The following is a 20,854-nucleotide window of genomic DNA, read 5'->3' on the forward strand; positions in this document are numbered from 1 at the left end:
CGTACTTGTCAGGGCAGCTCCAGCACGACCTTTCCCGCCTCGTGGCCCCGCTCCACCGCCGCCAGCGCGGCGCCGGCCTCGTCGAACGGGCGGACGCTCGTGACGTGCGGGTCCAGCGCGCCCGCCCCGACCAGCCGCGCCAGCCCGGTGAGGACCGCCGTGCTGCGGTCGCGGGTGACGTCGGCGCCGCCCAGGTCCGCGACCAGCGGCTTGTCGGCCACCGAGCGCAGCCGGGAGCGGTCGGTGAGCAGCCCCGCGACGGTGCGCAGGGCGTCACCGCCCACGAGGTCGAACACGGCGTCGACGCCGCCGGGCGCGGCCGCGCGGACGCGGTCGAGCACGCCCTCGCCGTAGACCACCGGGACTGCGCCGAAGCGCCGCAGCAGGTCCTCCTTGGCCCGGCTCGCGATGCCGACGACCGTGATCCCCCGCGCCACGGCGAGCTGCACGACGGGCAGGCCCACCCCGCCGCCCGCGCCGTTGACCAGCAGAATCGCCCCGGGCGCGAGGTCGAGGCCGGCGAGCGCGTCGTACGCGGTGCCCGCGGCGACGGGGAGCACGGCGGCGTCGGCGGGCGACACCGCGTCCGGCCGGTGCGCCGCGAACGACGCCGTCACCCGGGCCAGCGGGGCGAACCCGCCGACCATGCCGGGGCAGCCGCCGAACACCTCCTCGCCGACGGCGAACCCGGCCACGTCCGGCCCCAGCCGCTCGACGCTGCCCGCCACCTCCCGGCCGAGCACGGCGGGCGGCTCGACCCCGTAGGAGCCCTCGCGCAGCCGCCAGTCGCCGGGGTTGACCCCGGCCGCCCGGACCCGGACCAGCAGCTCGCCCGGCCCCGGCACGGGCTCGGGGACGTCGAGGAAAGCCTCCTGCTCCGGCCCGCCGACGGCGGTGAACCCGTAGGCCCTCACGCGGCCGCGCCCAGCGCCGCGGGCAGCCCGGCCAGGCGCGTGACGGCCTCGGCCAGCACCTCGTCGCGCTTGCAGAACGCGAACCGCACCAGCGTGCGCCCGAGTTCCGGGTCGGTGCAGAACACCGACACGGGCACCGCCGCCACGCCGATCAGCTCGGGCAGCCGCCAGCACAGGTCCGCCCCGTCGGTGACGCCCAGCGGCGCGACGTCGGTGACCACGAAGTACGTGCCGGCCGACGGGTGCACCGTGAGCCCGGCCGCCCGCAGCCCGTCGGACAGCAGGTCGCGCTTGCCCTGCAGGCCCGTCGCGATGCCGGAGAAGAACGCGTCGGGCAGGGCCAGCGCCGACGCGATCGCCGGCTGGAACGGCGCCCCGCTGACGTAGGTGAGGAACTGCTTGGCCGCCCGCACGGCCGCCACCAGCTCGCGGGGTCCGTGCACCCAGCCGACCTTCCACCCGGTCACGGAGAACGTCTTGCCGGCCGAGGAGATCGTCAGCGTCCGCTCGGCCATCCCCGGCAGCGTCGCCATCGGGACGTGTGCGCGACCGTCGAACACCATGTGCTCGTACACCTCGTCGGACACCACCACCGCGCCGGACGCCGCGGCGAGGGTCCCGATCAGCGTGAGCTGCTCCGCGGAGAGCACGGTGCCGGTCGGGTTGTGGGGGGTGTTGACCAGGACGACGCGGGTGCGCGCGGAGAACGCGGCGCGCAGCTCGTCGGGGTCGAACCCGAACTCCCCGCCGGGGGTCGTCGCACGCAGCGGCACCGCCCGCAGCACCGCGCCGGCCAGCGCGGCGGTGGCGGCGTAGGAGTCGTAGTAGGGCTGGAACGTGACGACCTCGTCGCCCGGGTCGCACAGGGCGAGGACCGCGGCGGCGATGGCCTCGGTCGCGCCCGTGGTGACCAGCACGTCCTCGGGGTCGACGGACAGGCAGTGGAAGCGGCTCTGGTGCTCGGCGACCGCCGCGCGCAGCGCCGGGACCCCCGGGCCGGGCGGGTACTGGTTGATCCCGCCGGTGATGTTGGCGGCGGCGTCGGCCAGCAGCGACGGCGGTCCGTCGGTGTCGGGGAAGCCCTGGCCGAGGTTGATCGCCCCCGTCCGCAGCGCCAGCGCCGACATCTCGGCGAAGATCGTCGACGTGAACGGCCGCATGCGTTCGACCAGCATGGGTCGCACGGTAACCCGGCCCGGGGAGTGGCTGCCGTCACACCCGATCGGGATCGGGAACAACGCGCCGGACGCCGCTCCTTGTCCGTGCGGTGACGACAACCTCCGATCGCGTCGAGACGGCCGCGACCCCCGACCGGGGTCAGCGCCTCCGGCTGATCGTGATCCTCGGATCGCTGATCGCCCTCGGCCCCCTCACGATCGACATGTACCTCCCCGCGCTGCCGACCATCACCACCGAGCTGATGACGACCTCCGCCGTCGTCCAGCTGACGCTCACCGGCACGCTCCTGGGCCTCGCGATCGGCCAGCTGGTGATCGGCCCGCTCTCCGACCGCTTCGGTCGCAAGCGCCCGCTGATCGCCGGCACCGCGCTGCACGTGGTGGCGTCGCTGCTGTGCGCCGTCGCGCCGAACATCGCCGTGCTCGGTTCCCTGCGGGTGCTGCAGGGCGTGGGCGCCGCGGCCGGCGCCGTCATCGCGCTGGCGATCGTGCGCGACCTCTACTCCGGCCGCGCGGCCGCCACGCTGCTCTCCCGGCTGATCCTCGTCATGGGCGCCGCCCCGGTCATCGCGCCGACGCTGGGCGGTGAGCTGCTGCGCTTCACCTCGTGGCGCGGGGTGTTCGTCGCCCTCGCCGCGTTCGGCCTGGTCCTGCTGCCCGTCGCGCTGGTCGGGCTGCGCGAGACGCTGCCGCCCTCGCGGCGCCGCACCGCCGGCCTCGCCGGCACGCTGCGCGACTACGGCGCCCTGTTCCACGACCGCACGTTCGTCGGTCTCGTCGTCGTCGCCGGGCTCGCGATGTCGGCGCTGCTGGGCTACGTCTCGGGCTCGTCGTTCGTGTTCCAGGGCCAGTTCGGGCTCGACCAGCAGCAGTTCGGGCTGGTCTTCGGCTCGGGCGCGATCTTCCTGATCCTCGCGACCCAGCTCAATCCGGTGTTCCTGCGCTGGTTCGAGCCGCGGCAGATCCTGCTCGCCGCCGTCTCCGCCGGCGCCTTCTTCGGCCTGCTGCTCGTGCTGATCGCGACCACCGGCTTCGCCGGCATCGTCGGAATCGTCGGCGGGATGTGGCTGGTGCTGTTCTGCACCGGCCTCGCGCTGCCCAATGCCCCCGCCGTCGCCCTGTCGCGCCACGGCGAGACCGCGGGCACCGCGGCCGCGCTGCTCGGGGCCGTGCAGTTCGGCATCGGCGCGGTCATCTCGCCGGTCGTCGGGCTGCTGGGCAACGACGCCGTCGCGATGGCCTCGGTCGTCGCGGGCGGGCTGGTGCTGGCGCTGGTCGTGCTGGTCACCGTCGTCCGGCCGTGGGCGCTGCCCGACATCGAGGCGGAGGCCGCGCCCGCGGTCGCCTGATGCCCGCCGCTCACGCCACCGGGCGCGGTGCCGGCTCCCGCACCACCACGAACGGCAGGAACAGCTGCGTCAGCGGGCCGATGGCCAGCGCGTAGAGCACCGTGCCGACGCCGACGGTGCCGCCGAGCAGCCACCCCGCCGCCAGCACGGTGACCTCGATGCCCGTCCGCACCAGCCGCAGCGAGCCGCCGGTGCGGGCGGCGAGGCCGGTCATCAGGCCGTCGCGCGGGCCCGGGCCGAGCCGCGCGCCGACGTACGCCGCCGACGCCACGCCGTTGAGCACGATCCCGCCCGCCATCAGGGCGATCCGGGCGGGCAGGCCGCCGGGGGCGGGGATCAGGGCCAGGGCGAGGTCGACGGTCACGGCGATGACCAGCACGTTCGCCACCGTCCCGATCCCCGGCCGCTGCCGCAGCGGGATCCACAGCAGCAGCACGACCACGCCCGTCACCGCCGTGATCAGCCCGAACCCGAGCGGCGTCTGCCGCGTCAGCCCCTCGTGCAGCACGTCCCACGGGTTGAGCCCGAGCGTCGCGCGGATCTGCATGGCCATCGAGGTGCCGTAGAGGGCGAGCCCGGCCACGAGCTGGACGAGCCGTCGGGCGGGTGCGTGCGAGAGGGGGAGCGTGCGGAGCTCGATCGCGGCCATGCGTCCATCGTCGCCGGAGTGGCCTGGTCCGCCAGGGCCAATCTGGGCCCGGTGGCCCGGTCGGCGGCGCCGCACGGCCGTGATCCGGGGAGCGTCATGATGAGCGGATCATTCGCCGTTCGCGGAGGTCGTCGTGCGCAGGTTGCCCTTGCTGGCCGTGGTGCTGGGGCTGTTCGCCCTGATCGGGGCCGGCGTCGCCGCGGCCGACCCGCCGTCCCGGGTCGGGCCGGCGGTCACCGACTCCGCGGGCGTCCTCGCCCCCGGTGACGAGGCTCGGATCACCGAAGCCTTCGGCCGCCTGCGCCAGGCGAACGGCACGCAGGTCTTCGTCGTCTACCTCGACTCCTTCGACGGCGCCGACGGCCGGTCCTGGGCCGACGAGTCCGCGCGCCTCTCGCAGTTCGGCTCGCAGGACGTGCTGCTCGCCGTCGCGGTGGGTGACCGGGCTTACGGGGTGCACGTCGATCCCGAGCTGGTCGTGTCGCAGTCCGACATCGACAGCGCCATCGGCGACGCCGAGGGCCGCCTCGCGCAGGACGACTGGGCCGGGGCCGCGATCGCGCTGTCCGACGGGCTCGGCGGCGGCAGCGGCGGGTTCCCGGTCGGCGCGCTGCTGCTCGGCGGCGTGGTCGTCGTCGGGGGCGGGGCGTACGTCGTGTCGCGCCGCCGCCGCAACCGCACGGCCGCCGTCCCCGCGGACCCGGCGCAGCCGCCCGCCCCGCGCGACGAGTTCAGCGACGTCGCCACCGACGACCTGGCCTACCGCGCCAGCGCCGGACTGATCGAGGTCGACGAGGCCGTCCGCACCTCCGAGATCGAGCTGTCCGCCGCCCGCGGCCACTTCGGCGAGGAGGCGGTGGGCGGGTTCGCCGCGGCCGTCGAGGCGTCGAAGGCCGACATGCTCCGCGCGTTCGGCGTCCGCCAGCAGCTCGACGACGACGTGCCCGAGGACGAGCCGACCCGGCGCCGCATGCACGCCGACATCATCCGCGCCTGCCGGGTCGCCGACGAGCGCCTCGACGCCCAGGTCGCCGCGTTCGACGCGATGCGCAACCTGGAGGCCACCGCGCCCGAGTACGTCGCGGGCCTCGCCGCCCGCCGCGACGCCGTGCTCGCGCGCGTGCCGCAGACCGAGTCGACCTGGCAGGCGCTCTCCGCGCGCTACGCCCCGAGCGCGCTGGAGCCGGTGGCCGGCTCGCTCGCGCAGGCCCGGCAGCTGCTCGACGTCGCCGGCACCGAGGTCGCCGCCGCGCGCTCCGAGGTCGACGCGGGTGCGCGCCCGGCCGCGGTCGTGTCCGGCCGCGCCGCCGAGGACGCGCTCACCCAGGCCGAGACGCTGCTCGACGGCATCCCGCGCCGCGGCACCGAGCTCGTGGAGGCGGCGGCGGCCATCCCCGCGGCCCGCGCCGAGACCGAGCAGGACCTCGCGGAGGCCCGCGCGCTGGACGGGTCGCTGGGGCCCGTGGTGGCGCGCGCCGAGGCCGCCGTCACGGCGTCGGAGCAGGCGGAGACGGGCGACCCGATCGCCGCACTGCGCCTGCTCGACGAGGCCGGCGCCGCGCTCGACGGCGCCATCGCCGCCGCCCGCGCCGAGCAGGACCGCCGCCGCCGCACCGCCGCGGTCCTGGAGCAGACGCTGCTGACGGCCCGCTCGGCCGTCGACGCCGCCGAGGACTTCGTGACCACGCACCGCGGCGCCGTGGACGCCACCGCGCGCACCCGGCTCGCCGAGGCCAGGCGCCATCTGGAGAACGCCCGCAACGGGCAGGACCCGGCCGAGGCCCTGCGCGAGGCGCAGCGGGCCGACTCGCTGGCCCAGGAGGCCCTGCGGCTCGCGCAGTCCGACGCGTCGAGCTGGTCGAGCACCTCGTCGGGCGGCAGCACCGGCGTCGACCTGGGCAGCCTGATCCTCGGCGGCATCATCTCCGGCGCCACCCGCGGCGGCGGCTGGAGCAGTGGTGGTGGCTGGAGCAGTGGTGGTGGTGGCCGCGGCGGGGGTGGCGGGTTCTCGCCGGGCAGCTTCGGCGGGTCGTCCTCGCGCGGGCGCCGTGGAGGCGGCGGCCGCTTCTGAACGGCGCCGCCGCCCCGCGGACGCTCCTGCGGGGGATCAGGCGAAGTCGTCGGGCGAGACCTCGTCGATGAACTTGCGGAAGTCCTCGAGCTGCTTCTCCGGCGGCGCGTCCGTGCCGTCGGGGAACAGGTCGGCGATGGGCTGACCGACCTCGTCGAGGATCGCCGTGGCCACGCCGATCGACAGGCCCTCGCGCACCGCCACGGCGAGCGCGTCGCTGGGGCGCAGCTCGACGCGGGCGCCGTCGGCGAACACGAGTTCCGCCCGGAACACGCTGTCGACGAGCGAGACCACCTCGGCGCCGACGGGCTCGTGACCCAGCCCCTGCAGCACCGGCAGCAGGACGTCCTGAGGCAGCTGGGGGTCGCCCTCACCGCGCTCGCCCAGCGCTATCGCGTCGGCCTGCGGGCGGCGCAGGAACACCGGCAGGCAGCGCTCACCTTCCACCTCACCGAGCAGCAGTACCGGCTCGCGGGTGCGCACGTGCACCACGAGCCGCAGGACGCGCATGGTCGTCATCGACATGGGCGACAGTCTCGCCTGGACCGCCCGACGTGTCACGGCCTCACCCCCGGAGGGTGTCACTGGGTGCTCGTTCGAACCGGGCCCGGTAGTCGGCGGCGAAGCGCCCGGGGTGGCCGAAGCCCCAGCGGGCGGCGACCGCGCCGACGGTCGTGTCGGCCGGGTCGGCGGCGCGCAGCTCGTCGTGGGCGCGGTCGAGCCGCACCGAGCGCAGGAACCCCAGCGGCGTCTGGTCCATCGACCGCCGGAACGCCCGCTGCAGCGCCCGCGGGCCGACGTGCGCGGCCTCCGCGACGGTCGTCAGCTCGAGGTCCTCGGCGGCGTGCTCCTCCATGAACGCGATCGCGCGGCGCACGGCGTCGGGGGCCGCGTACTGCGTCGTCGCGCGGTGGCCGGCCTGGCTCGAGTTGGGGAAGGTCTCCAGCAGCGTCGCGACGATCAGCCGCTGCACGTGGCGCACCACCAGCGGGTTGCCGTTGACGCCGGGGTTGCGCGCGACATCGCCCGACACGTACTGCATGAGGCGCTTCCAGTGCACCCCCTTCGCCGCCGACAGCGGCCGCCCGAGGTCGAACGCCAGGCGCGGGACGGCCCGGTCGTCGCCCTGGACCTCCGCCGCGATGCGGTCGACCGCCGCGCGCTGGATGCGCAGCTGCGCCATGCGGAAGTCGTACCACTCGACGTCGGTGCGCGCGTCGGGGTCGTAGGACAGGACGTCCCCCGGCCCGCCCACCACCTCGTTGCCGGGCGAGCGCAGGACGAACCGCCCGCTGAGCAGGTGGCTGAACAGCAGCACGTCGTCGAGGGGCTCCCAGCTGCCGCGCAGGACCATCGAGTGCCGCGCGACGCCGACGGTGAAGCTGCCGAAGTCGGCCATGCTGTGCGCGAACCGGAAATCGGTCGGTCGTCCGGAGATCGTCACCTCGTGGTCGCCGTAGGCGTCGCGCAGCCAGCCGTGCGCCACGTCGGCGTCCGCCGTCGTGATCTGCGCGCGCATGAGCGATTCCGGCACGATCAGTCCCCCCTGGTCGAAGGGGAAACGCTAATCGGGCCCGTCGGCGGGCGCATCGACCATCCGGACGCTGACCCGCTCGGTTATCCGTTCTACGACGGCCACTTGTCCGCCAGGCGATCGTGGGGCACGACCCGGTTGTGTGCGACCGACCCCCCGGGGTACCTCTGACGGCGGCACGGGAGGACCTCCGCTGGAGGGGGCCGGGGGTCCTCCCGGCCACCACCAGCCACCACGACCGGCTCGTGCACTACAGCTCCGCCGGCCCCTCCTGCGGCTCCATCCCCAGCTGCCGCGCCACCGCGTCCATCACGTCCTGCACCACCACGGTGTCGGCCAGCGGCATCACCGCGCTCTGCGTCCGCCCGTCGGCGACGCAGTCGGTCACCTCACGCAGCTCGTGGGAGTAGCCCGCGCCGAGCGCGGGGGCGTCGATGCGCTCGGGCTCGGCGCCGTTGCGGCACAGGACGATCCCCGACGGGTGGTGGAAGCGCGGGGGCACGTCGATCCAGCCGCCCGTGCCGACGACGCGCGCCGCTCCCGGGGTGGCGCAGCGCAGCGACGCGAGCAGGGACGCGGTGCGGCCGTCGGGGTAGGACAGCAGCACCGCCTCCTCGACGTCGACGCCGGTCGGCGCCAGCACGCCGTGCGCCGCGACGGCGTCGGGGGTGCCGAGGACCATCTGCGCGAACGAGATCGGGTAGACCCCGACGTCGAACAGCGCACCTCCCCCTACGGAGGGGTCGTAGAAGCGGTCGGACGGGTCGGTGGGGTGCTGGGCGCCCAGGTCGGCCTGCACCGACTGCACCTCGCCGATCGCGCCGTCGGCGATGAGCTCCCGCATCCGCACGATCGCGGGCTGGAAGCGCGTCCACATCGCCTCCATCGCGAACACCCCCGCTGCCTCCGCGGCGCCGACGATCTCGCGGGTGGCCGCCGGCGTCACCGTGAACGCCTTCTCGACGAGCACTGCCTTGCCCGCCCGGAGTGCCGCCAGCGCGACGGCGCGGTGCTGCGGGTGCGGGGTCGCGATGTAGAGCACGTCGACGCCGTCGTCCTCGACGATCGCCCGGTAGGAGCCGTGGACGCGCCCGACACCGTGCGCGTCGGCGAAGGCCCGTGCCCGCTCGGCCGACCGGGACGCGACCGCGACGACCTCGGCGCCGGGGACGTGCGGGAAGTCCGCCACCACCTTCGACGCGATCCGACCCGGCCCGACGATCCCCCACCGCACGCTCATGGCCCTAGCATCGCAGCCGGATCACCGCGTCGACCGAGATGGAGTCCTTCGTGAGCGTCAGCCTGGCCAAGGGCGGCAACGTCAGCCTCAGCAAGGAGGCCCCCGGCCTCACGAACGTGATCGTCGGGGTGGGCTGGGACGTGCGTGCCACGACCGGCGCCGACTTCGACCTCGACGTCTCGGCGATCATGCTCGGCACCGACGGCCGCGTGCTGTCGGACAGCCACTTCATCTTCTTCAACAACCTGATCAGCCCGGACGGCACCGTCGAGCACACCGGCGACAACCTCACCGGTGAGGGCGAGGGCGACGACGAGCAGCTCAAGGTCGACCTGGCCGGCATGTCGCCGCAGGTCGACAAGATCGTGTTCCCGGTGAGCATCTACGACGCCGACAACCGCCGGCAGAGCTTCGGCCAGGTCGCCAACGCGTTCATCCGGATCGTCAACGCCGCGGGCGAGTCGGAGATCACCCGCTTCGACCTCACCGAGGACGCCTCCACCGAGACCGCGATGCTGTTCGGCGAGCTCTACCGCCGCGGCCCGGAGTGGAAGTTCCGGGCGATCGGGCAGGGCTACGCGTCGGGGCTCGCGGGCATCGCGCGCGACTTCGGCGTCAACGTCGGCTGACCGGCGCCGGTCAGGCCCAGGCTCCCGTCACGCCCGCGACGACCAGCAGCTTGAGCAGCCAGTCGCCGGCGTGGATCGCGGCGAGGGCCACGGGCACCCGCTCGTGGAACACCGACCCGGCGAGCAGCAGGACCGGGAACCCCACCCAGAGCACGAGGGCGAGCAGCAGCGCCGGGCCGAGCGCGTCGGCGCCCAGCCCGCGCGCCAGCCCGGCGACGACGAGCGCGAGCACGACGTTGCGCACGACCTCGGTGACGGCCGTGGCCGCGGCGGAGCGGCCCGCGCCCGGGGCGTAGGCGGGCGAGAGCCGGGCCAGGCGCGCGCCGAGCGCGCCGTAGTACGCCCCGCTGACGAGGAACGCGGCCACCGCGGCCACGACGACGGCGAGGACGTTCACCGGCTCTCCTCGATCCGCTCCGACAGGTGCACGTCGACGGGGTCGCCGGCCTTCTTGCCCAGCGTGCGGCGCAGGGCGGCGCGCACCGGGAGCTTGTGGGTGCCGTCGCCCAGCGCCATGAACGAGCTGCGGAACGGGTGGCCGTCGACGGTGCCGCGGACCTTCACCAGCCCGCGGGTGCCGAAGAACTCGGCGGAACCGGGCATCTGCACGTAGGTCCAGCCGCCCGGCTCCGGGCTCGTCACGAGGACGGCGGTGAAGTCGTGGTCGAGTTCCATCGGAGGATCCTTCCCTCGGGGTCCGTACGCCGGGATGTCGAGACCGGACCGCCGGTCTCGACATCCCGGCGGCAGGAGTTTCCCGGTGACGGAGGTGGCACGTGAAGTACCTGGTCCTCATCCACAGCAACGAGCACTTCCTCGAGCGCTGGGCGGGCCTCACCGACGCCCAGCGCGCCGAGTTCGGCCGCGGGCACCGCGCGCTGACCGACGAGCTCGCCGCGTCGGGCGAGCTGGTGGCGTCGGAGGGGCTCGCCGACCCGTCGCTGGGGCGGTGGGTCACGGCGCGCGACGGCGCCGCGGTCGTCGCGGACGGGCCGTTCGCCGAGGTCAAGGAGCACCTGGCGGGGTTCTACCTCGTCGAGTGCGAGACGGCGGACCGCGCGGTCGAGATCGCCGCGCGCGTCCCGGACGCGGTGTGGGGCCTGGTCGAGGTGCGACCGGTGCTCAGCCCCGCGGGCCCGGACCTGTGACGGGAAGCGTCGAGGACCTGCTGCGCGAGCTCGCGCCGCAGGTCCTCGGCGTGCTCGTGCGCCGCCGGGGCGGCGACTTCGCGGCCTGCGAGGACGCCGTGCAGGAGGCCCTGATCGCGGCGGCGCTCGCCTGGCCGGCCGACGGCGTCCCGGACAACCCGGCGGGCTGGCTGATCACCGCGGCCCACCGCCGCACGGTCGACGCCCACCGCGCCGACGCGGCGCGCCGCCGCCGGGAGGACGCCGTGGCCGCGGCCGTGCCGACGGGTCCGGTGCCCGGCGAGGACGACACCCTCGCCCTGCTCGCGTTGTGCTGCCACCCGTCGCTGAACCCGCCGTCGCAGGTGGCGCTGACGCTGCGCGCGGTCGGCGGCCTGACCACCGCGGAGATCGCCCGCGGCCTGCTCGTGCCGGAGGCGACGGTCGCGCAGCGGATCAGCCGGGCGAAGGCGCGGATCCGGGCCGCGGGCGGGCGGTTCGGCGACCCGGACGACGAGGCGCGGCTCCCCGCGGTCCTGCGGACGCTGTACCTGGTCTTCACCGAGGGGCACACGGCCAGCTCCGGGGAGTCCCTGCAGCGCGTCGAGCTGACCCGGGAGGCGCTGCGGCTGACCCGCCTGCTGCACGGGCTGCGGCCCGGCGACGGCGAGGTCGCCGGGCTGCTCGCGCTGATGCTGCTCACCGACGCGCGGCGGGCCGCCCGCACGCGGCCCGACGGCGCGCTCGTGCCGCTGGACGAGCAGGACCGCGGCCTGTGGGACGCCGCCGCGATCGCCGAGGGCGTCGCGCTGGTCACCGCGTCGCTGGCCACGGCGGTGCCCGGGCCCTACCAGCTGCAGGCCGCCATCGCCGCCGTGCACGACGAGGCCCCGCGCGCCGAGGACACCGACTGGCGCCAGATCCTGGGCCTCTACGAGATCCTGGCGGCGATCGCGCCGGGCCCGATGGTCACGCTGAACCGGATCGTCGCCGTCGCGATGGTGCGCGGCCCGCTCGTGGCCCTGGAGCAGCTCGACGCGACCGCCGCCGATCCGGCGCTGGCCGGGCACCACCGCGTCGACGCCGTGCGCGCGCACCTGCTCGACCGCACCGGTGACGCCGACGGCGCCCGCGAGCACTACCGCCGCGCGGCCGCCCGCACCCTGAGCGCGCCGGAGCGCCGCTACCTGCTCGACCGCGCCGCCGGGGTAGGGGCCACCGGTCGATGACTTCTCGCCCGTCCTCCGGTCACACAGGACATGGCACAGCTCCTCTACTCGATGATCACCTCGCTCGACGGCTACGCTGTGGCCGCCGAGGGCGACCTCGGCCGCGGCGCCGAGGACCCCGAGGTCCACACGTTCATCGGCGACCTCTTCCGCCCCGTCGGGGTGCGCCTGGACCTCGACCTGGTCGACCAGCGCCGCTTCGACAGCGGGCTGCTCTACGCGCGCTACCTGCCGCGCTGAGGATCGACGGCCGAGAGCTCACGGCCGCAGCCCCCGCCGCAGCAGGGCCCAGGCGGCCGCGGCGGTGCGCAGGCGGTCCCCGATGGGCACCTTGGAGACCAGCCCGGCGACCATCCCGATCGCCAGGACGACGTCGGCGGCGGTGACGTCGTCGCGGAACCGGCCTGCGCGCTGCGCCTGCGGCAGCGCCCCGGCCAGCACGGCGCCGACGCGCTCGGCCACCGCCTCGACGCGGCCGTCGGGCACCGACGCCGTCACGACGTCGACGAACCCGACGCTGGCGACGAGCTGGTCGGTGACGGCGTCGAGCAGGGCGTCGAGGGTCGTGCCCGGGAGCGCGGCCAGCTCCTCCAGCTCGACGACGTTGTCCTCGAACACGGCGACGGCGAGCGCGACCCGGTCGGGGAAGTGCCGGTAGAGGCTGCCCTGGCCGACGCCCGCGCGCTTCGCGACGGCCGAGAGCGGGGCGTCGAACCCCTGCTCCCCGAACACCTCGACGGCGGCGGCGAGCAGGGCGCGGCGGTTGCCCGCGGCGGCGCTGGGGCCGCGGTTCTCTCGACGCGGTGAGGTCACGGGGCTACGGTATCAACAACCGGACAGGATTGTCCGGTTGTGGATCGTCGAGAGGTGGAACCGTGGCGGGACGGGTCGAGGGCAAGGTCGCACTGATCACCGGGGCGGCACGGGGCATGGGCCGCGCGCACGCCGTCCGGCTGGCCGCGGAGGGCGCCGACGTCGTGCTGGTCGACGTGTGCGCGCCCCTGCCCGGCGTCGCCTACGAGTCGGCGACGCCCGCCGACCTCGAGGAGACGGTGGCGCTGGTCGAGAAGGCCGGGCGGCGGGCGGTCGCGGCGCAGCTCGACGTCCGCGACCTCGACGCGCTGCGCGCGGCCGTCGACGGGGCGGTGGCCGGCCTCGGGCGCCTCGACGTGGTCGTCGCCAACGCGGGGATCTGCGTGCCGCGCGCCTGGGACCAGGTGACGCCGCAGATCTTCGAGGACACGATGAGCACCAACGTCACCGGCGTCTGGAACACGGTGATGGCGGGCGCGCCGCACCTGGTGGCGGCGGGCGGCGGGTCGATCGTGCTGGTCAGCTCGGCCGCCGGGATCAAGGTGCAGCCGTTCATGGTGCCCTACACCGCCAGCAAGTTCGCCGTGCGCGGCATGGCCAAGGCGTTCGCGGCGGAGCTCGCGAAGCACCACATCCGCGTCAACAGCCTGCACCCCACGGGCGTCGCGACCCCGATGGGCAGCGGCGACATGCAGGCCGTTCTCGGCGCCGCGATGGCCGGCGACCAGCGGCTGGGCATGATGTTCGCGAACATGCTGCCGGTGGAGACCACGCAGCCCGAGGACGTGGCCGACTCGGTCCTGTTCCTCGCCTCCGACGAGTCCCGCTACGTCACGGCGCACGAGCTCGCGCCCGACGCCGGCGTCACGGAGTTCTGATGGCGCCCCTCGACCTGCGGGTGCGGCTGCTCGCGCGGGTGCTGCGCGCGAGCAGCTCGATCACCACGATGGACGCGGCCGCCATCGCCCGCGCGCAGACCACGACGATCCCGCACAACCCGGTCACCGACCTGCTGTTCGGCGGCGTGGCCCCCGGAGTCGTGCTCACCGACGCCACCGCCACGGGCCAGACCGGCCCGATCCCGGTGCGGGTCTACCGGCCCACCACCGCGGGCGCCGGGCCGCTGCCGCTCGTCGTCAACATCCACGGGGGCGGCTGGGTGCTCGGCTCGCTCGACCAGTCCGACTGGCTGTGCAGCCAGGTCGCGGCCGGCGTCGGCGCGGTCGTCGTGTCGCTGGACTACCGGCTCGCGCCCGGTCACCCCTGGCCCGCCGCGGGCGAGGACTGCTACGCCGCGCTCGTCGACCTGGTGGAGCGGGCGGCCGAGCTCGGCGCCGACCCGCGGCGCGTGGCCGTGATGGGCGACAGCGCGGGCGGCAACCTCTCCGCCGTCGTCGCGCTGATGGCGCGTGACCGCTCCGGGCCCGCGATCGCGTTCCAGGCGCTGCTCTACCCGGCCACGGACCTCACGCTGGGGAGCCCGTCGATCGAGGAGAACGCGCAGGCGCCGATCATCGGGAAGGCCGACGTCCTGGCCTTCCGCGATCACTACCTCGGCGACCAGGACCCCCGCGATCCCTACGCGTCGCCGCTGTTCGCCCCCGACCACGCCGGGCTCCCACCCGCGCTGGTGCAGGTGGCCGAGCACGACCCGATCCGCGACGACGGGCTGCGCTACGCCGAGGCCCTGCGCGCGGCCGGCGTCCCGGTGCGCGCGACGACCTACGTCGGCATGCCGCACGGGTACCTGTCGTTCCCGCGGTTCTGCCGCGCGGCGCCGCAGGCGCTCGCCGAGCTCACCGCGGAGCTGCGGGCCGCGCTGACCTGAGCGGTCGGCCGTTCACCAGAGCCGGGGCCGGGTCTGCGGCGGCCCCGGCGGGCGGTCCGGGATCGGCGCGGGGGCCGACCGCGCCGCCCGCCCGGTGCCGAGCAGCGCCCGCAGGTCGGCGCGGGCCACGGCCGGGCGCCCGGTGTCGACGGCGATGACCGGCGCGACCTTCCGCAGGAACCCGACCAGCCGCTCGTCGGCCAGGTCGTGCACGCGGTCGACCGCCCCGGCCACGATGACGTGCGGCTCCAGCGCGGCGACGGCCCGCGGGTCGGGCGCGCGGTCGGCGCCGACGGTCTCGACGCCGTCGAGGCTCCCGGCGCAGCCGACGAGCTCGGCCCCCAGCTCGCGCAGCAGCGCGCCGACCACCTCGTCGGTGGCGACGAGCCGGCGCACGAGCGGCGGCAGCGTCACCGGCGTGCCCGTGGCGTCGACGAAGGCCCGGCGGCCCCCGGCGGCGCCGATGATCGCGGTGAGCGCGGCCGTCCGCACCGGCTGCTCACGCGGGTTCTCCGAAGTGCTCGACACGCTGCGAGCGTAGGTCAGTCGTGCGCCCCGCGGGCGCGTGCGACGGTGCCGGAGACCTCGCCGAAGCCGATCCGGGTGCCGCCCGGGCCCGGCGCGGTGGCCGAGATCGTCACCTCGTCGCCGTCGAGCAGGAACGTCCGCTGCTCCCCCTTGACGGTGACCGGCTCCTTCCCGCCCCAGGTCAGCTCGATGAACGCCCCGCGCTGGCGCGGCTCGGGCCCCGAGACCGTCCCGGAGGCGAACAGGTCGCCGGTGCGCGCCGACGCCCCGTTGACGGTGAGGTGCGCGAGCATCTGCGCGGGCGACCAGTACATCTCCCGGTAGGGCGGGCGCGCGACCTCCTCGCCGTTCCACTCCACCACCAGGTCGACGTCGAGCCCCCAGTCCTCGCCCCCGCGCAGGTAGGGCAGCGGCTGCGGGTCCTGCCCGGGCAGCGGCATGCGCGCGGCCTCCAGCGCGGCGAGGGGCACCAACCACGGGCTCACCGAGGTGGCGAAGCTCTTGCCCAGGTGCGGCCCCAGCGGCACGTACTCCCAGGCCTGCAGGTCGCGCGCGGACCAGTCGTTGACCAGGACCGCGCCGAACACGTGCTCGGCGAACTCGTCGACGCCGATCCGCTCCCCCAGCGCCGACCCGGTGCCGACGACGAACCCCAGCTCGGCCTCGATGTCCAGGCGCCGGCTCGGGCCGTAGGTCGGGGCGGGCTCGTCGGGCGCCTTGCGCTGCCCGCACGGGCGCACGACCTCCGTCCCCGACACGACGACGGTCCCGGCCCGGCCGTGGTAGCCGACCGGGAGGTGCTTCCAGTTCGGCATGAGCGGCTCGGAGTCGGGCCGGAACAGGCGCCCGAGGTTGGTCGCGTGGTGCTCGGAGGCGTAGAAGTCGACGTAGTCGGCCACCGCGAACGGCAGGTGCATCGTCACCGCGGCGACGGGGTGCACGGCGTCGTCCGGGACGTCCCCGGCCAGCAGCGCGGTGATCCGCTCCCGCACCTGCGTCCAGCGCGCGCGGCCCTGCGCCAGGAACCCGTTGAGCTCGGGCGCGGCGAACACCGGGTCGTCGAGCAGCCGGGCCAGGTCGACGACGGCGTCACCCAGGCGCACCCCTGCCCGCGGCGGCGCGCCGGGCGTCGAGAAGACGCCGTAGGGCAGGTTCGCGAGACCGAACGGGGAGCCGTCCGGGACGTCGACGACGGTCACCGGGCCGGCCCCCGCCCCGACCAGGTCCAGGCGTAGGCGGGGTCCTCGGCGGCGACGCCGCCCTCGCCCAGCTCCATCGGGCGGAACGTGTCGACCATGACGGCGAGCTCGTCGAAGAACTCCGCGCCGATCGAGCGCTCCACGGCGGCGGGCTGCGGGCCGTGGCTGTGGCCGCCGGGGTGCAGGCTGATCGACCCCTGCTCGATGCCCGAGCCCTTGCGGGCCTCGTAGCTGCCGCCGCAGTAGAACATGATCTCGTCGGAGTCGACGTTGGAGTGGTAGTAGGGCACCGGGATCGACAGCGGGTGGTAGTCGACCTTGCGCGGCACGAAGTTGCAGATCACGAAGTTGCCGCCCTCGAACACCTGGTGCACGGGCGGTGGCTGGTGCACGCGGCCGGTGATCGGCTCGTAGTCGGCGATGTTGAACGTGTACGGGTAGAGGCAGCCGTCCCAGCCCACGACGTCGAACGGGTGCGTCGGGTAGACGTAGCGGGTGCCGGTGACCCCACGCGACCCGCGGTGCTTGACCAGTACCTCGACGTCGGTGCCTTCGGTGAGCAGCGGGCCGTCGGGGCCGTGCAGGTCGCGCTCGCAGTAGGGCGCGTGCTCGAGCAGCTGCCCGTAGCGGGACAGGTAGCGCTTGGGCGGCGCGATGTGGGAGTTGGCCTCGATCGCGTAGGCCCGCAGCGGCTCCGAGCCCGTGGGCACCCACCGGTGCGTGGTCGAGCGCGGTAGGACCACGTAGTCGCCCTGGCGCGCGGACAGCGACCCGAACACCGTCTCCACCGTCGCCGACCCGGACTCGACGTACACGCACTCGTCGCCGGTGGCGTTGCGGTAGAGCGGCGAGGCCTCCCCCGCCACGACGTAGGAGATGCGGACGTCGGCGTTGCCCAGGACCAGGCGGCGCCCGGTGACGACGTCCACGGCCTTCCAGTCCTCGTCGAACAGGCTGTGCAGCTTCAGGTGGCGCGGCAGCAGCGGGCGGTTCTCGGTGGTCGACTGGTCGGGCAGCTCCCACGGCGTGGCGTCGACGATCGCCGACGGCACGCCGGAGTGGTAGAGCAGCGAGGAGTCCGAGGAGAAGCCCTCCTCGCCCATCAGCTCCTCGTAGTAGAGCGCCCCGGCCGCGTCGCGGTGCTGGGTGTGCCGCTTGGGCGGGATGTCACCGGCTCGTCTGTAGAACGCCATGCGGGGTCTCCTCCCTGGAGGTGGTGCGGGCGGCGGCGCGGGCCAGCGCCGTGGTGATCGACTCTCGGGTGGGTGCGGCGACGACGGCGGCGACGTGGGCGTCCGGGCGGACGACCCACACCTCGTCGGGCCGCGCCCCCAGTGTGGCCGTGAGCGTGCCGTCGGGGTCGAGCGCGCGCAGGGCGAGGACCCGCACGGGCCCCGGGGCCTCCGCGGCGGCCGCCCGGACGGCGTCGGGGTCGGTGGCGTCGCCGGTCAGGAGCAGGAAGCCGTCGCGGGCCAGCGCCCGCACCCGCCCCTGCGGCGCGTCGACCGGCGCGTCGGGCAGCAGCACCCCGGGCGCCGCGGGCGGGACCTGCCCGCGCGGGGGCCGGCCGTCGAACGGGCGGCGCGGGTCGCCGGTGGTCAGCGGGGAGTCGACGTACCAGAACGGCTCCGAGAGCCGGCCCGAGTCGACGTCGGCGCGCGCGGCCGGGTCGAGCGCCGCCCGCGCCAGCACCTCCTCGCGGCGCCGCGCCCGCTGCGCGTCGGGCGGCACGAGGAAGTCCATCGTGGCCGTGGTGACGGCGATGTTCTCCAGCGCCGCGGCGTGCCGCTCGTCGTGGTAGCTGTCGAGCAGCGACTCCGGCGCCCAGCCGTGACCGACGTAGGCGATCTTCCAGGCCGCGTTCTCGGCGTCCGCGACGCCCGAGTTGAGCCCGCGGGCCCCGAACGGCGAGACGAGGTGGGCGGCGTCCCCGGCGACGAGGACGCGGCCGCAGCGCATGCGGTCGACCACGCGGGAGTGGAAGCGGTAGACCGAGTTCCACACGATCTCGTAGGGCCGCTCGCCGACGATCGCGCGGATCCGGGCGTCCAGGGCGCCCGAGGCGGTCTCGGCGTCGAGGTCGTAGTCGGCGGGCACCTGCCAGTCGATCCGGAACGTGCCGTCCGGGCAGGGGTGGATGAGCACCTGGCGGCCCGGGTTCCACTCCGGGTCGAAGTGGAAGCGCCGCTCGGTGGCCCAGCCGGGCAGGTCGGTGCGGATGTCGCAGATGAGGAACCGGTCGTCGAAGGAGTGGCCCGCGAAGCCGACGCCGAGCAGCCGGCGCAGCTCGTCGCTGCGCGCCCCGCCGCAGACGACGAGGTAGGAGCCGCGCACCACCGTGCCGTCGGCGCAGCGCGCGGTGACGCCGTCGCCGTCCTGCTCGACGTCCGTGACCCGGTGGTCCCAGCGCAGGTCCACCAGCGGCTCGTCGGCGATGCGCTCGTCGAGGATCTGCTCGGTGCGCGTCTGGGAGATGTTGACGAACGGTGGGAACGCCGGCCGGCCGGGCTCGGCGAAGGCGTAGCTGAACAGCTCGGCGCCGCGGTGGAACGTGCGCGCCGTCGTCCAGGTGACGCCTTCGTCGGCGATGCGCCGGCCCGCGCCGACGGCCTCCCACACGTCGAGGACGTCGCGCTGCTGGCAGATGGCCTTCGAGCCGACGGTGTCGCGCTCGGTGCGCTGGTCGAGCACGACCGTCGGCACGCCCCAGCGGGCGAGCAGCAGCGCGGTCGTCTGCCCGACGGGGCCGGCGCCGAGTACGACGACCGGGTCGAGCGGCCACGTCGGAGGGGTGGTGGGCATGGCGGGGGCTCCCGTCGTCGCGCGTGGGGTGGTCGGGTCAGCCCTGCAGCTGCGCCCAGACCTCCTGGTCGCGCTCGGCGGTCCAGATCACCGGCCGCTCGACGCCCGAGAGCTCGTCGAAGAGTCGGGAGACGTCGAAGGGCAGGCAGTGCTCGAAGATCGGCCAGTGGCCGTAGTCGTCTACGAGGGCGGCGTGGCTGGCCTCGAAGGCTTCCTTGAGCGTGCCACCGCGCTGCTGGACCGCCCCCACCTCGCGCAGCATGACCTGCAGGAACCCGCGCGTCTGCTCGACGGCGGCGTCGACCTCCGCGCGCCCGCGGCTGACCGCACCCCGCCCGCCGACGAGCTGCTCGGCGCCGACGGCCTTGATGCGGTCGAGCGTGAGGCCCGCCCAGTCGCGGTGGAAGGCGTCACCGGTGTAGAGCGCGGCCTGGGCCTCGACGAGGTCGCCCGCGAACAGGATCCGGTGCTGCGGCAGCCACGCGGTGATGTCGCCCTCGGTGTGCCCGCGGCCGTGGTACTGCAGCACGAGCTCGCCGCGGTCGCCGCCGAGGTCGATCGTCAGCCGGTCGGCGAAGGTGAGGGTGGGCCAGGTCAGGCCGGGCACCGACTCGGCGGCCTCGGCGAGGCGGGGCATGCGCGCGAACTCGCTGGCCCAGTCCTGCTCGCCGCGCTCGGCGATGAGGTCGCGGGTGATCTCGTGCGACACGATCGTCTCGGCGTCGAACGCGCTGGCGCCGAGCACGCGGACCGCGTGGTAGTGCGAGAGCACCAGGTAGCGCACGGGCTTGTCGGTGTGCTCGCGCAGCATCGCGAGCCAGCGGCGCGCCGCGACCGGCGTGGCGAGGGCCTCGAAGCAGACGAGGAAGTCCTCGCCCTCGATCGCGCCGATGTTCGGGTCGCCCTCGGCGGTCAGCGCGTAGACGCCGTCGGCCAGCACCTCGAGGGTCTGCTCCTTGACGGCGGTGTCGGCGGACGAGGCGAACGGCTTGGCCATGGGGACGGTCCTCCGGGTGATCGTCAAAGGTTTTACTACTTGGAGGACGGTAGGGCCTGACGTCCATGAACGCCACCGCGCTGTGACGCGCGCCACATCAGCGGCGGCGGCTGACCCACTCCTGGTCGTGCGCGGCGCGGGCCAGCTTGCGCAGCACGGCGTTGAGCGTGCCGAGCTCGTCGGGGGTCAGCAGGCCGGCCCACTCCGCCTCGCGCCGGTTGTGCACGAGGAAGACCTCCTCCAGCGCGGCGCTCCCCTTCCCGGTGAGCGACAGGACGACCGTGCGGCCGTCGCGGGCGTCCGGGCCGCGTTCCAGTACGCCCGATGCGTCCAGCGTCTTCGACAGGCTCGACACCGCCGCCCGGCTCATGCCCGCCAGCGCGGCGGCGCGCCCGGCCTCCTGCGGCCCCGACACCCACAGCGTGAACACCAACCGGAACGCCGACCAGCTCCAGCCCGCGGGCCGGTGCACCGTCGACTCCAGGTCGTAGACCACCGTGTTCGCGACGCGGTGCAGCAGCAGGACCATCGCCATCGCCGACCGGTCGGTGCCGGGCAGCCGCTCCGCGGTGGTGTCGAGGGCGATCTCGGCGAAGGACAGGAAGTCGTCGCTGCCGGACAGCTCGGGACCGGGTTGCGGGGGCGTGGGCACGGACCGATGGTAGGAGTCGACACAGGTCGTCGGCGTGGCCGACCGGCCCCGCACGACTGGCGCAGGTGCGCCTGCCCGCCTGGAGCCGCGGGCGCGTGGCGGTCGTCGGCGACGC

General features: G+C 75.1%; 23 protein-coding genes. 8 read left to right on the plus strand and 15 right to left on the minus strand.

Going from position 1 to position 20,854, the window contains the following annotated elements; all coding sequences use genetic code 11:
- Positions 1-8: 8 nt before the first annotated feature.
- Both I4I82_RS15365 and I4I82_RS15370 read right to left on the minus strand, forming a co-directional pair.
- The gene (locus I4I82_RS15365) at positions 9-914 is read right to left on the minus strand and encodes an NADP-dependent oxidoreductase (RefSeq protein WP_218591194.1); all 906 of its coding nucleotides are present in this window, start codon (positions 912-914) and stop codon (positions 9-11) included.
- Positions 911-2,089, minus strand: a complete 1,179-nt coding sequence (locus I4I82_RS15370) for a pyridoxal phosphate-dependent aminotransferase (protein WP_218591195.1) — start codon at positions 2,087-2,089, stop codon at positions 911-913. Before I4I82_RS15370 ends, I4I82_RS15365 begins: the two co-directional genes overlap by 4 nt.
- 92 nt (positions 2,090-2,181) lie before the next feature.
- On the opposite strand from I4I82_RS15370, the gene I4I82_RS15375 reads away from it, so the two are divergent.
- Complete coding sequence (locus tag I4I82_RS15375; protein WP_218591196.1) at positions 2,182-3,441, plus strand: multidrug effflux MFS transporter; 1,260 nt, start codon at positions 2,182-2,184, stop codon at positions 3,439-3,441.
- Between the two features lie 10 nt (positions 3,442-3,451).
- Here I4I82_RS15375 and yczE read toward each other — a convergent pair whose 3' ends face one another.
- Positions 3,452-4,090 carry a membrane protein YczE gene (gene yczE / locus I4I82_RS15380; protein WP_218591197.1) on the minus strand — a complete coding sequence of 213 codons (639 nt, stop codon included), beginning with the start codon at positions 4,088-4,090 and terminating at the stop codon, positions 3,452-3,454.
- 133 nt (positions 4,091-4,223) lie between these two features.
- Here yczE and I4I82_RS15385 point away from each other — a divergent pair, with 133 nt between their 5' ends.
- The gene (locus I4I82_RS15385; RefSeq protein WP_218595809.1) at positions 4,224-6,161 is read left to right on the plus strand and encodes a TPM domain-containing protein; all 1,938 of its coding nucleotides are present in this window, start codon (positions 4,224-4,226) and stop codon (positions 6,159-6,161) included.
- Positions 6,162-6,197: 36 nt separating this feature from the next.
- On the opposite strand, the gene I4I82_RS15390 is transcribed toward I4I82_RS15385, so the two are convergent.
- The 3 genes from I4I82_RS15390 to I4I82_RS15400 form a co-directional block, all read right to left on the minus strand.
- A complete protein-coding gene (locus tag I4I82_RS15390) occupies positions 6,198-6,686 on the minus strand; it encodes a bifunctional nuclease family protein (RefSeq protein WP_225920607.1) in 489 nt (162 codons plus the stop codon).
- A gap of 40 nt (positions 6,687-6,726) precedes the next feature.
- Entirely contained in the window at positions 6,727-7,695 is a 969-nt protein-coding gene (locus I4I82_RS15395) for an AraC family transcriptional regulator (protein ID WP_218592224.1), read from the minus strand.
- 250 nt (positions 7,696-7,945) lie between these two features.
- Positions 7,946-8,935 (minus strand): Gfo/Idh/MocA family protein, encoded by a 990-nt coding sequence (locus tag I4I82_RS15400; RefSeq protein WP_218592223.1) that lies wholly within the window; start codon positions 8,933-8,935, stop codon positions 7,946-7,948.
- A 50-nt stretch (positions 8,936-8,985) separates the two neighbouring features.
- On the opposite strand from I4I82_RS15400, the gene I4I82_RS15405 reads away from it, so the two are divergent.
- The gene (locus I4I82_RS15405) at positions 8,986-9,564 is read left to right on the plus strand and encodes a TerD family protein (protein WP_218592222.1); all 579 of its coding nucleotides are present in this window, start codon (positions 8,986-8,988) and stop codon (positions 9,562-9,564) included.
- A gap of 10 nt (positions 9,565-9,574) precedes the next feature.
- Here the strand turns inward: I4I82_RS15405 and I4I82_RS15410 are convergent, their stop codons facing one another.
- Together I4I82_RS15410 and I4I82_RS15415 are read right to left on the minus strand one after the other, a co-directional pair.
- Positions 9,575-9,961, minus strand: a complete 387-nt coding sequence (locus I4I82_RS15410; protein ID WP_218592221.1) for a DUF1761 domain-containing protein — start codon at positions 9,959-9,961, stop codon at positions 9,575-9,577.
- Positions 9,958-10,239, minus strand: coding sequence for a DUF1905 domain-containing protein (locus I4I82_RS15415; protein ID WP_218592220.1), 282 nt, complete (start codon positions 10,237-10,239; stop codon positions 9,958-9,960). Before I4I82_RS15415 ends, I4I82_RS15410 begins: the two co-directional genes overlap by 4 nt.
- 101 nt (positions 10,240-10,340) lie before the next feature.
- On the opposite strand from I4I82_RS15415, the gene I4I82_RS15420 reads away from it, so the two are divergent.
- Genes I4I82_RS15420 through I4I82_RS15430 form a run of 3 tightly spaced genes read left to right on the plus strand, consistent with a single transcriptional unit; the run spans position 10,341 to position 12,160 of the window.
- Positions 10,341-10,712, plus strand: a complete 372-nt coding sequence (locus I4I82_RS15420) for a YciI family protein (RefSeq protein WP_172156381.1) — start codon at positions 10,341-10,343, stop codon at positions 10,710-10,712.
- On the plus strand, positions 10,709-11,920 hold the full coding sequence (locus tag I4I82_RS15425) for an RNA polymerase sigma factor (protein WP_218592219.1): 1,212 nt from the start codon (positions 10,709-10,711) through the stop codon (positions 11,918-11,920). The genes I4I82_RS15420 and I4I82_RS15425 overlap by 4 nt, the downstream gene beginning before the upstream one ends.
- Before the next feature lie 30 nt (positions 11,921-11,950).
- Positions 11,951-12,160 (plus strand): hypothetical protein, encoded by a 210-nt coding sequence (locus tag I4I82_RS15430; RefSeq protein WP_225920608.1) that lies wholly within the window; start codon positions 11,951-11,953, stop codon positions 12,158-12,160.
- 18 nt (positions 12,161-12,178) lie between these two features.
- Here the strand turns inward: I4I82_RS15430 and I4I82_RS15435 are convergent, their stop codons facing one another.
- Positions 12,179-12,733, minus strand: a complete 555-nt coding sequence (locus tag I4I82_RS15435) for a TetR/AcrR family transcriptional regulator (protein ID WP_218592218.1) — start codon at positions 12,731-12,733, stop codon at positions 12,179-12,181.
- 62 nt (positions 12,734-12,795) lie between these two features.
- Between I4I82_RS15435 and I4I82_RS15440 the strand changes: the two genes are divergently transcribed.
- Positions 12,796-13,611, plus strand: coding sequence for a mycofactocin-coupled SDR family oxidoreductase (locus I4I82_RS15440; RefSeq protein ID WP_218592217.1), 816 nt, complete (start codon positions 12,796-12,798; stop codon positions 13,609-13,611).
- Positions 13,611-14,561, plus strand: coding sequence for an alpha/beta hydrolase (locus I4I82_RS15445; RefSeq protein ID WP_218592216.1), 951 nt, complete (start codon positions 13,611-13,613; stop codon positions 14,559-14,561). The genes I4I82_RS15440 and I4I82_RS15445 overlap by 1 nt, the downstream gene beginning before the upstream one ends.
- A gap of 12 nt (positions 14,562-14,573) precedes the next feature.
- On the opposite strand, the gene I4I82_RS15450 is transcribed toward I4I82_RS15445, so the two are convergent.
- The 6 genes from I4I82_RS15450 to I4I82_RS15475 all read right to left on the minus strand — a co-directional run bounded on the left by I4I82_RS15450 (position 14,574) and on the right by I4I82_RS15475 (position 20,739).
- Positions 14,574-15,089 carry a substrate-binding domain-containing protein gene (locus I4I82_RS15450; protein ID WP_218592215.1) on the minus strand — a complete coding sequence of 172 codons (516 nt, stop codon included), beginning with the start codon at positions 15,087-15,089 and terminating at the stop codon, positions 14,574-14,576.
- A gap of 14 nt (positions 15,090-15,103) precedes the next feature.
- Entirely contained in the window at positions 15,104-16,288 is a 1,185-nt protein-coding gene (gene fahA, locus I4I82_RS15455) for a fumarylacetoacetase (RefSeq protein WP_218592214.1), read from the minus strand.
- The gene (locus tag I4I82_RS15460) at positions 16,285-17,481 is read right to left on the minus strand and encodes a homogentisate 1,2-dioxygenase (RefSeq protein WP_218592213.1); all 1,197 of its coding nucleotides are present in this window, start codon (positions 17,479-17,481) and stop codon (positions 16,285-16,287) included. Before I4I82_RS15460 ends, fahA begins: the two co-directional genes overlap by 4 nt.
- Positions 17,456-19,090, minus strand: coding sequence for an FAD-dependent monooxygenase (locus I4I82_RS15465; protein ID WP_218595810.1), 1,635 nt, complete (start codon positions 19,088-19,090; stop codon positions 17,456-17,458). Before I4I82_RS15465 ends, I4I82_RS15460 begins: the two co-directional genes overlap by 26 nt.
- 37 nt (positions 19,091-19,127) lie before the next feature.
- Positions 19,128-20,087 carry an MBL fold metallo-hydrolase gene (locus tag I4I82_RS15470; RefSeq protein ID WP_218595811.1) on the minus strand — a complete coding sequence of 320 codons (960 nt, stop codon included), beginning with the start codon at positions 20,085-20,087 and terminating at the stop codon, positions 19,128-19,130.
- 97 nt (positions 20,088-20,184) lie between these two features.
- Positions 20,185-20,739 (minus strand): MarR family winged helix-turn-helix transcriptional regulator, encoded by a 555-nt coding sequence (locus tag I4I82_RS15475; RefSeq protein WP_226370075.1) that lies wholly within the window; start codon positions 20,737-20,739, stop codon positions 20,185-20,187.
- Positions 20,740-20,854: the final 115 nt, after the last annotated feature.

The organism is Pseudonocardia oceani (assembly GCF_019263585.2).
GTDB classification, from domain to species: domain Bacteria; phylum Actinomycetota; class Actinomycetes; order Mycobacteriales; family Pseudonocardiaceae; genus Pseudonocardia; species Pseudonocardia oceani.

Excerpts from the sequence above, each read along its gene's own strand:
- I4I82_RS15370 (WP_218591195.1), bottom strand. The coding sequence starts at position 2,089 with ATGCTGGTCGAACGCATGCGGCCGTTCACGTCGACGATCTTCGCCGAG.
- yczE (WP_218591197.1), bottom strand. The coding sequence starts at position 4,090 with ATGGCCGCGATCGAGCTCCGCACGCTCCCCCTCTCGCACGCACCCGCC.
- I4I82_RS15390 (WP_225920607.1), bottom strand. The coding sequence starts at position 6,686 with ATGTCGATGACGACCATGCGCGTCCTGCGGCTCGTGGTGCACGTGCGC.
- I4I82_RS15400 (WP_218592223.1), bottom strand. The coding sequence starts at position 8,935 with ATGAGCGTGCGGTGGGGGATCGTCGGGCCGGGTCGGATCGCGTCGAAG.
- I4I82_RS15415 (WP_218592220.1), bottom strand. The coding sequence starts at position 10,239 with ATGGAACTCGACCACGACTTCACCGCCGTCCTCGTGACGAGCCCGGAG.
- I4I82_RS15430 (WP_225920608.1), top strand. The coding sequence starts at position 11,951 with ATGGCACAGCTCCTCTACTCGATGATCACCTCGCTCGACGGCTACGCT.
- I4I82_RS15445 (WP_218592216.1), top strand. The coding sequence starts at position 13,611 with ATGGCGCCCCTCGACCTGCGGGTGCGGCTGCTCGCGCGGGTGCTGCGC.
- I4I82_RS15460 (WP_218592213.1), bottom strand. The coding sequence starts at position 17,481 with ATGGCGTTCTACAGACGAGCCGGTGACATCCCGCCCAAGCGGCACACC.
- I4I82_RS15465 (WP_218595810.1), bottom strand. The coding sequence starts at position 19,090 with ATGCCCACCACCCCTCCGACGTGGCCGCTCGACCCGGTCGTCGTACTC.
- I4I82_RS15470 (WP_218595811.1), bottom strand. The coding sequence starts at position 20,087 with ATGGCCAAGCCGTTCGCCTCGTCCGCCGACACCGCCGTCAAGGAGCAG.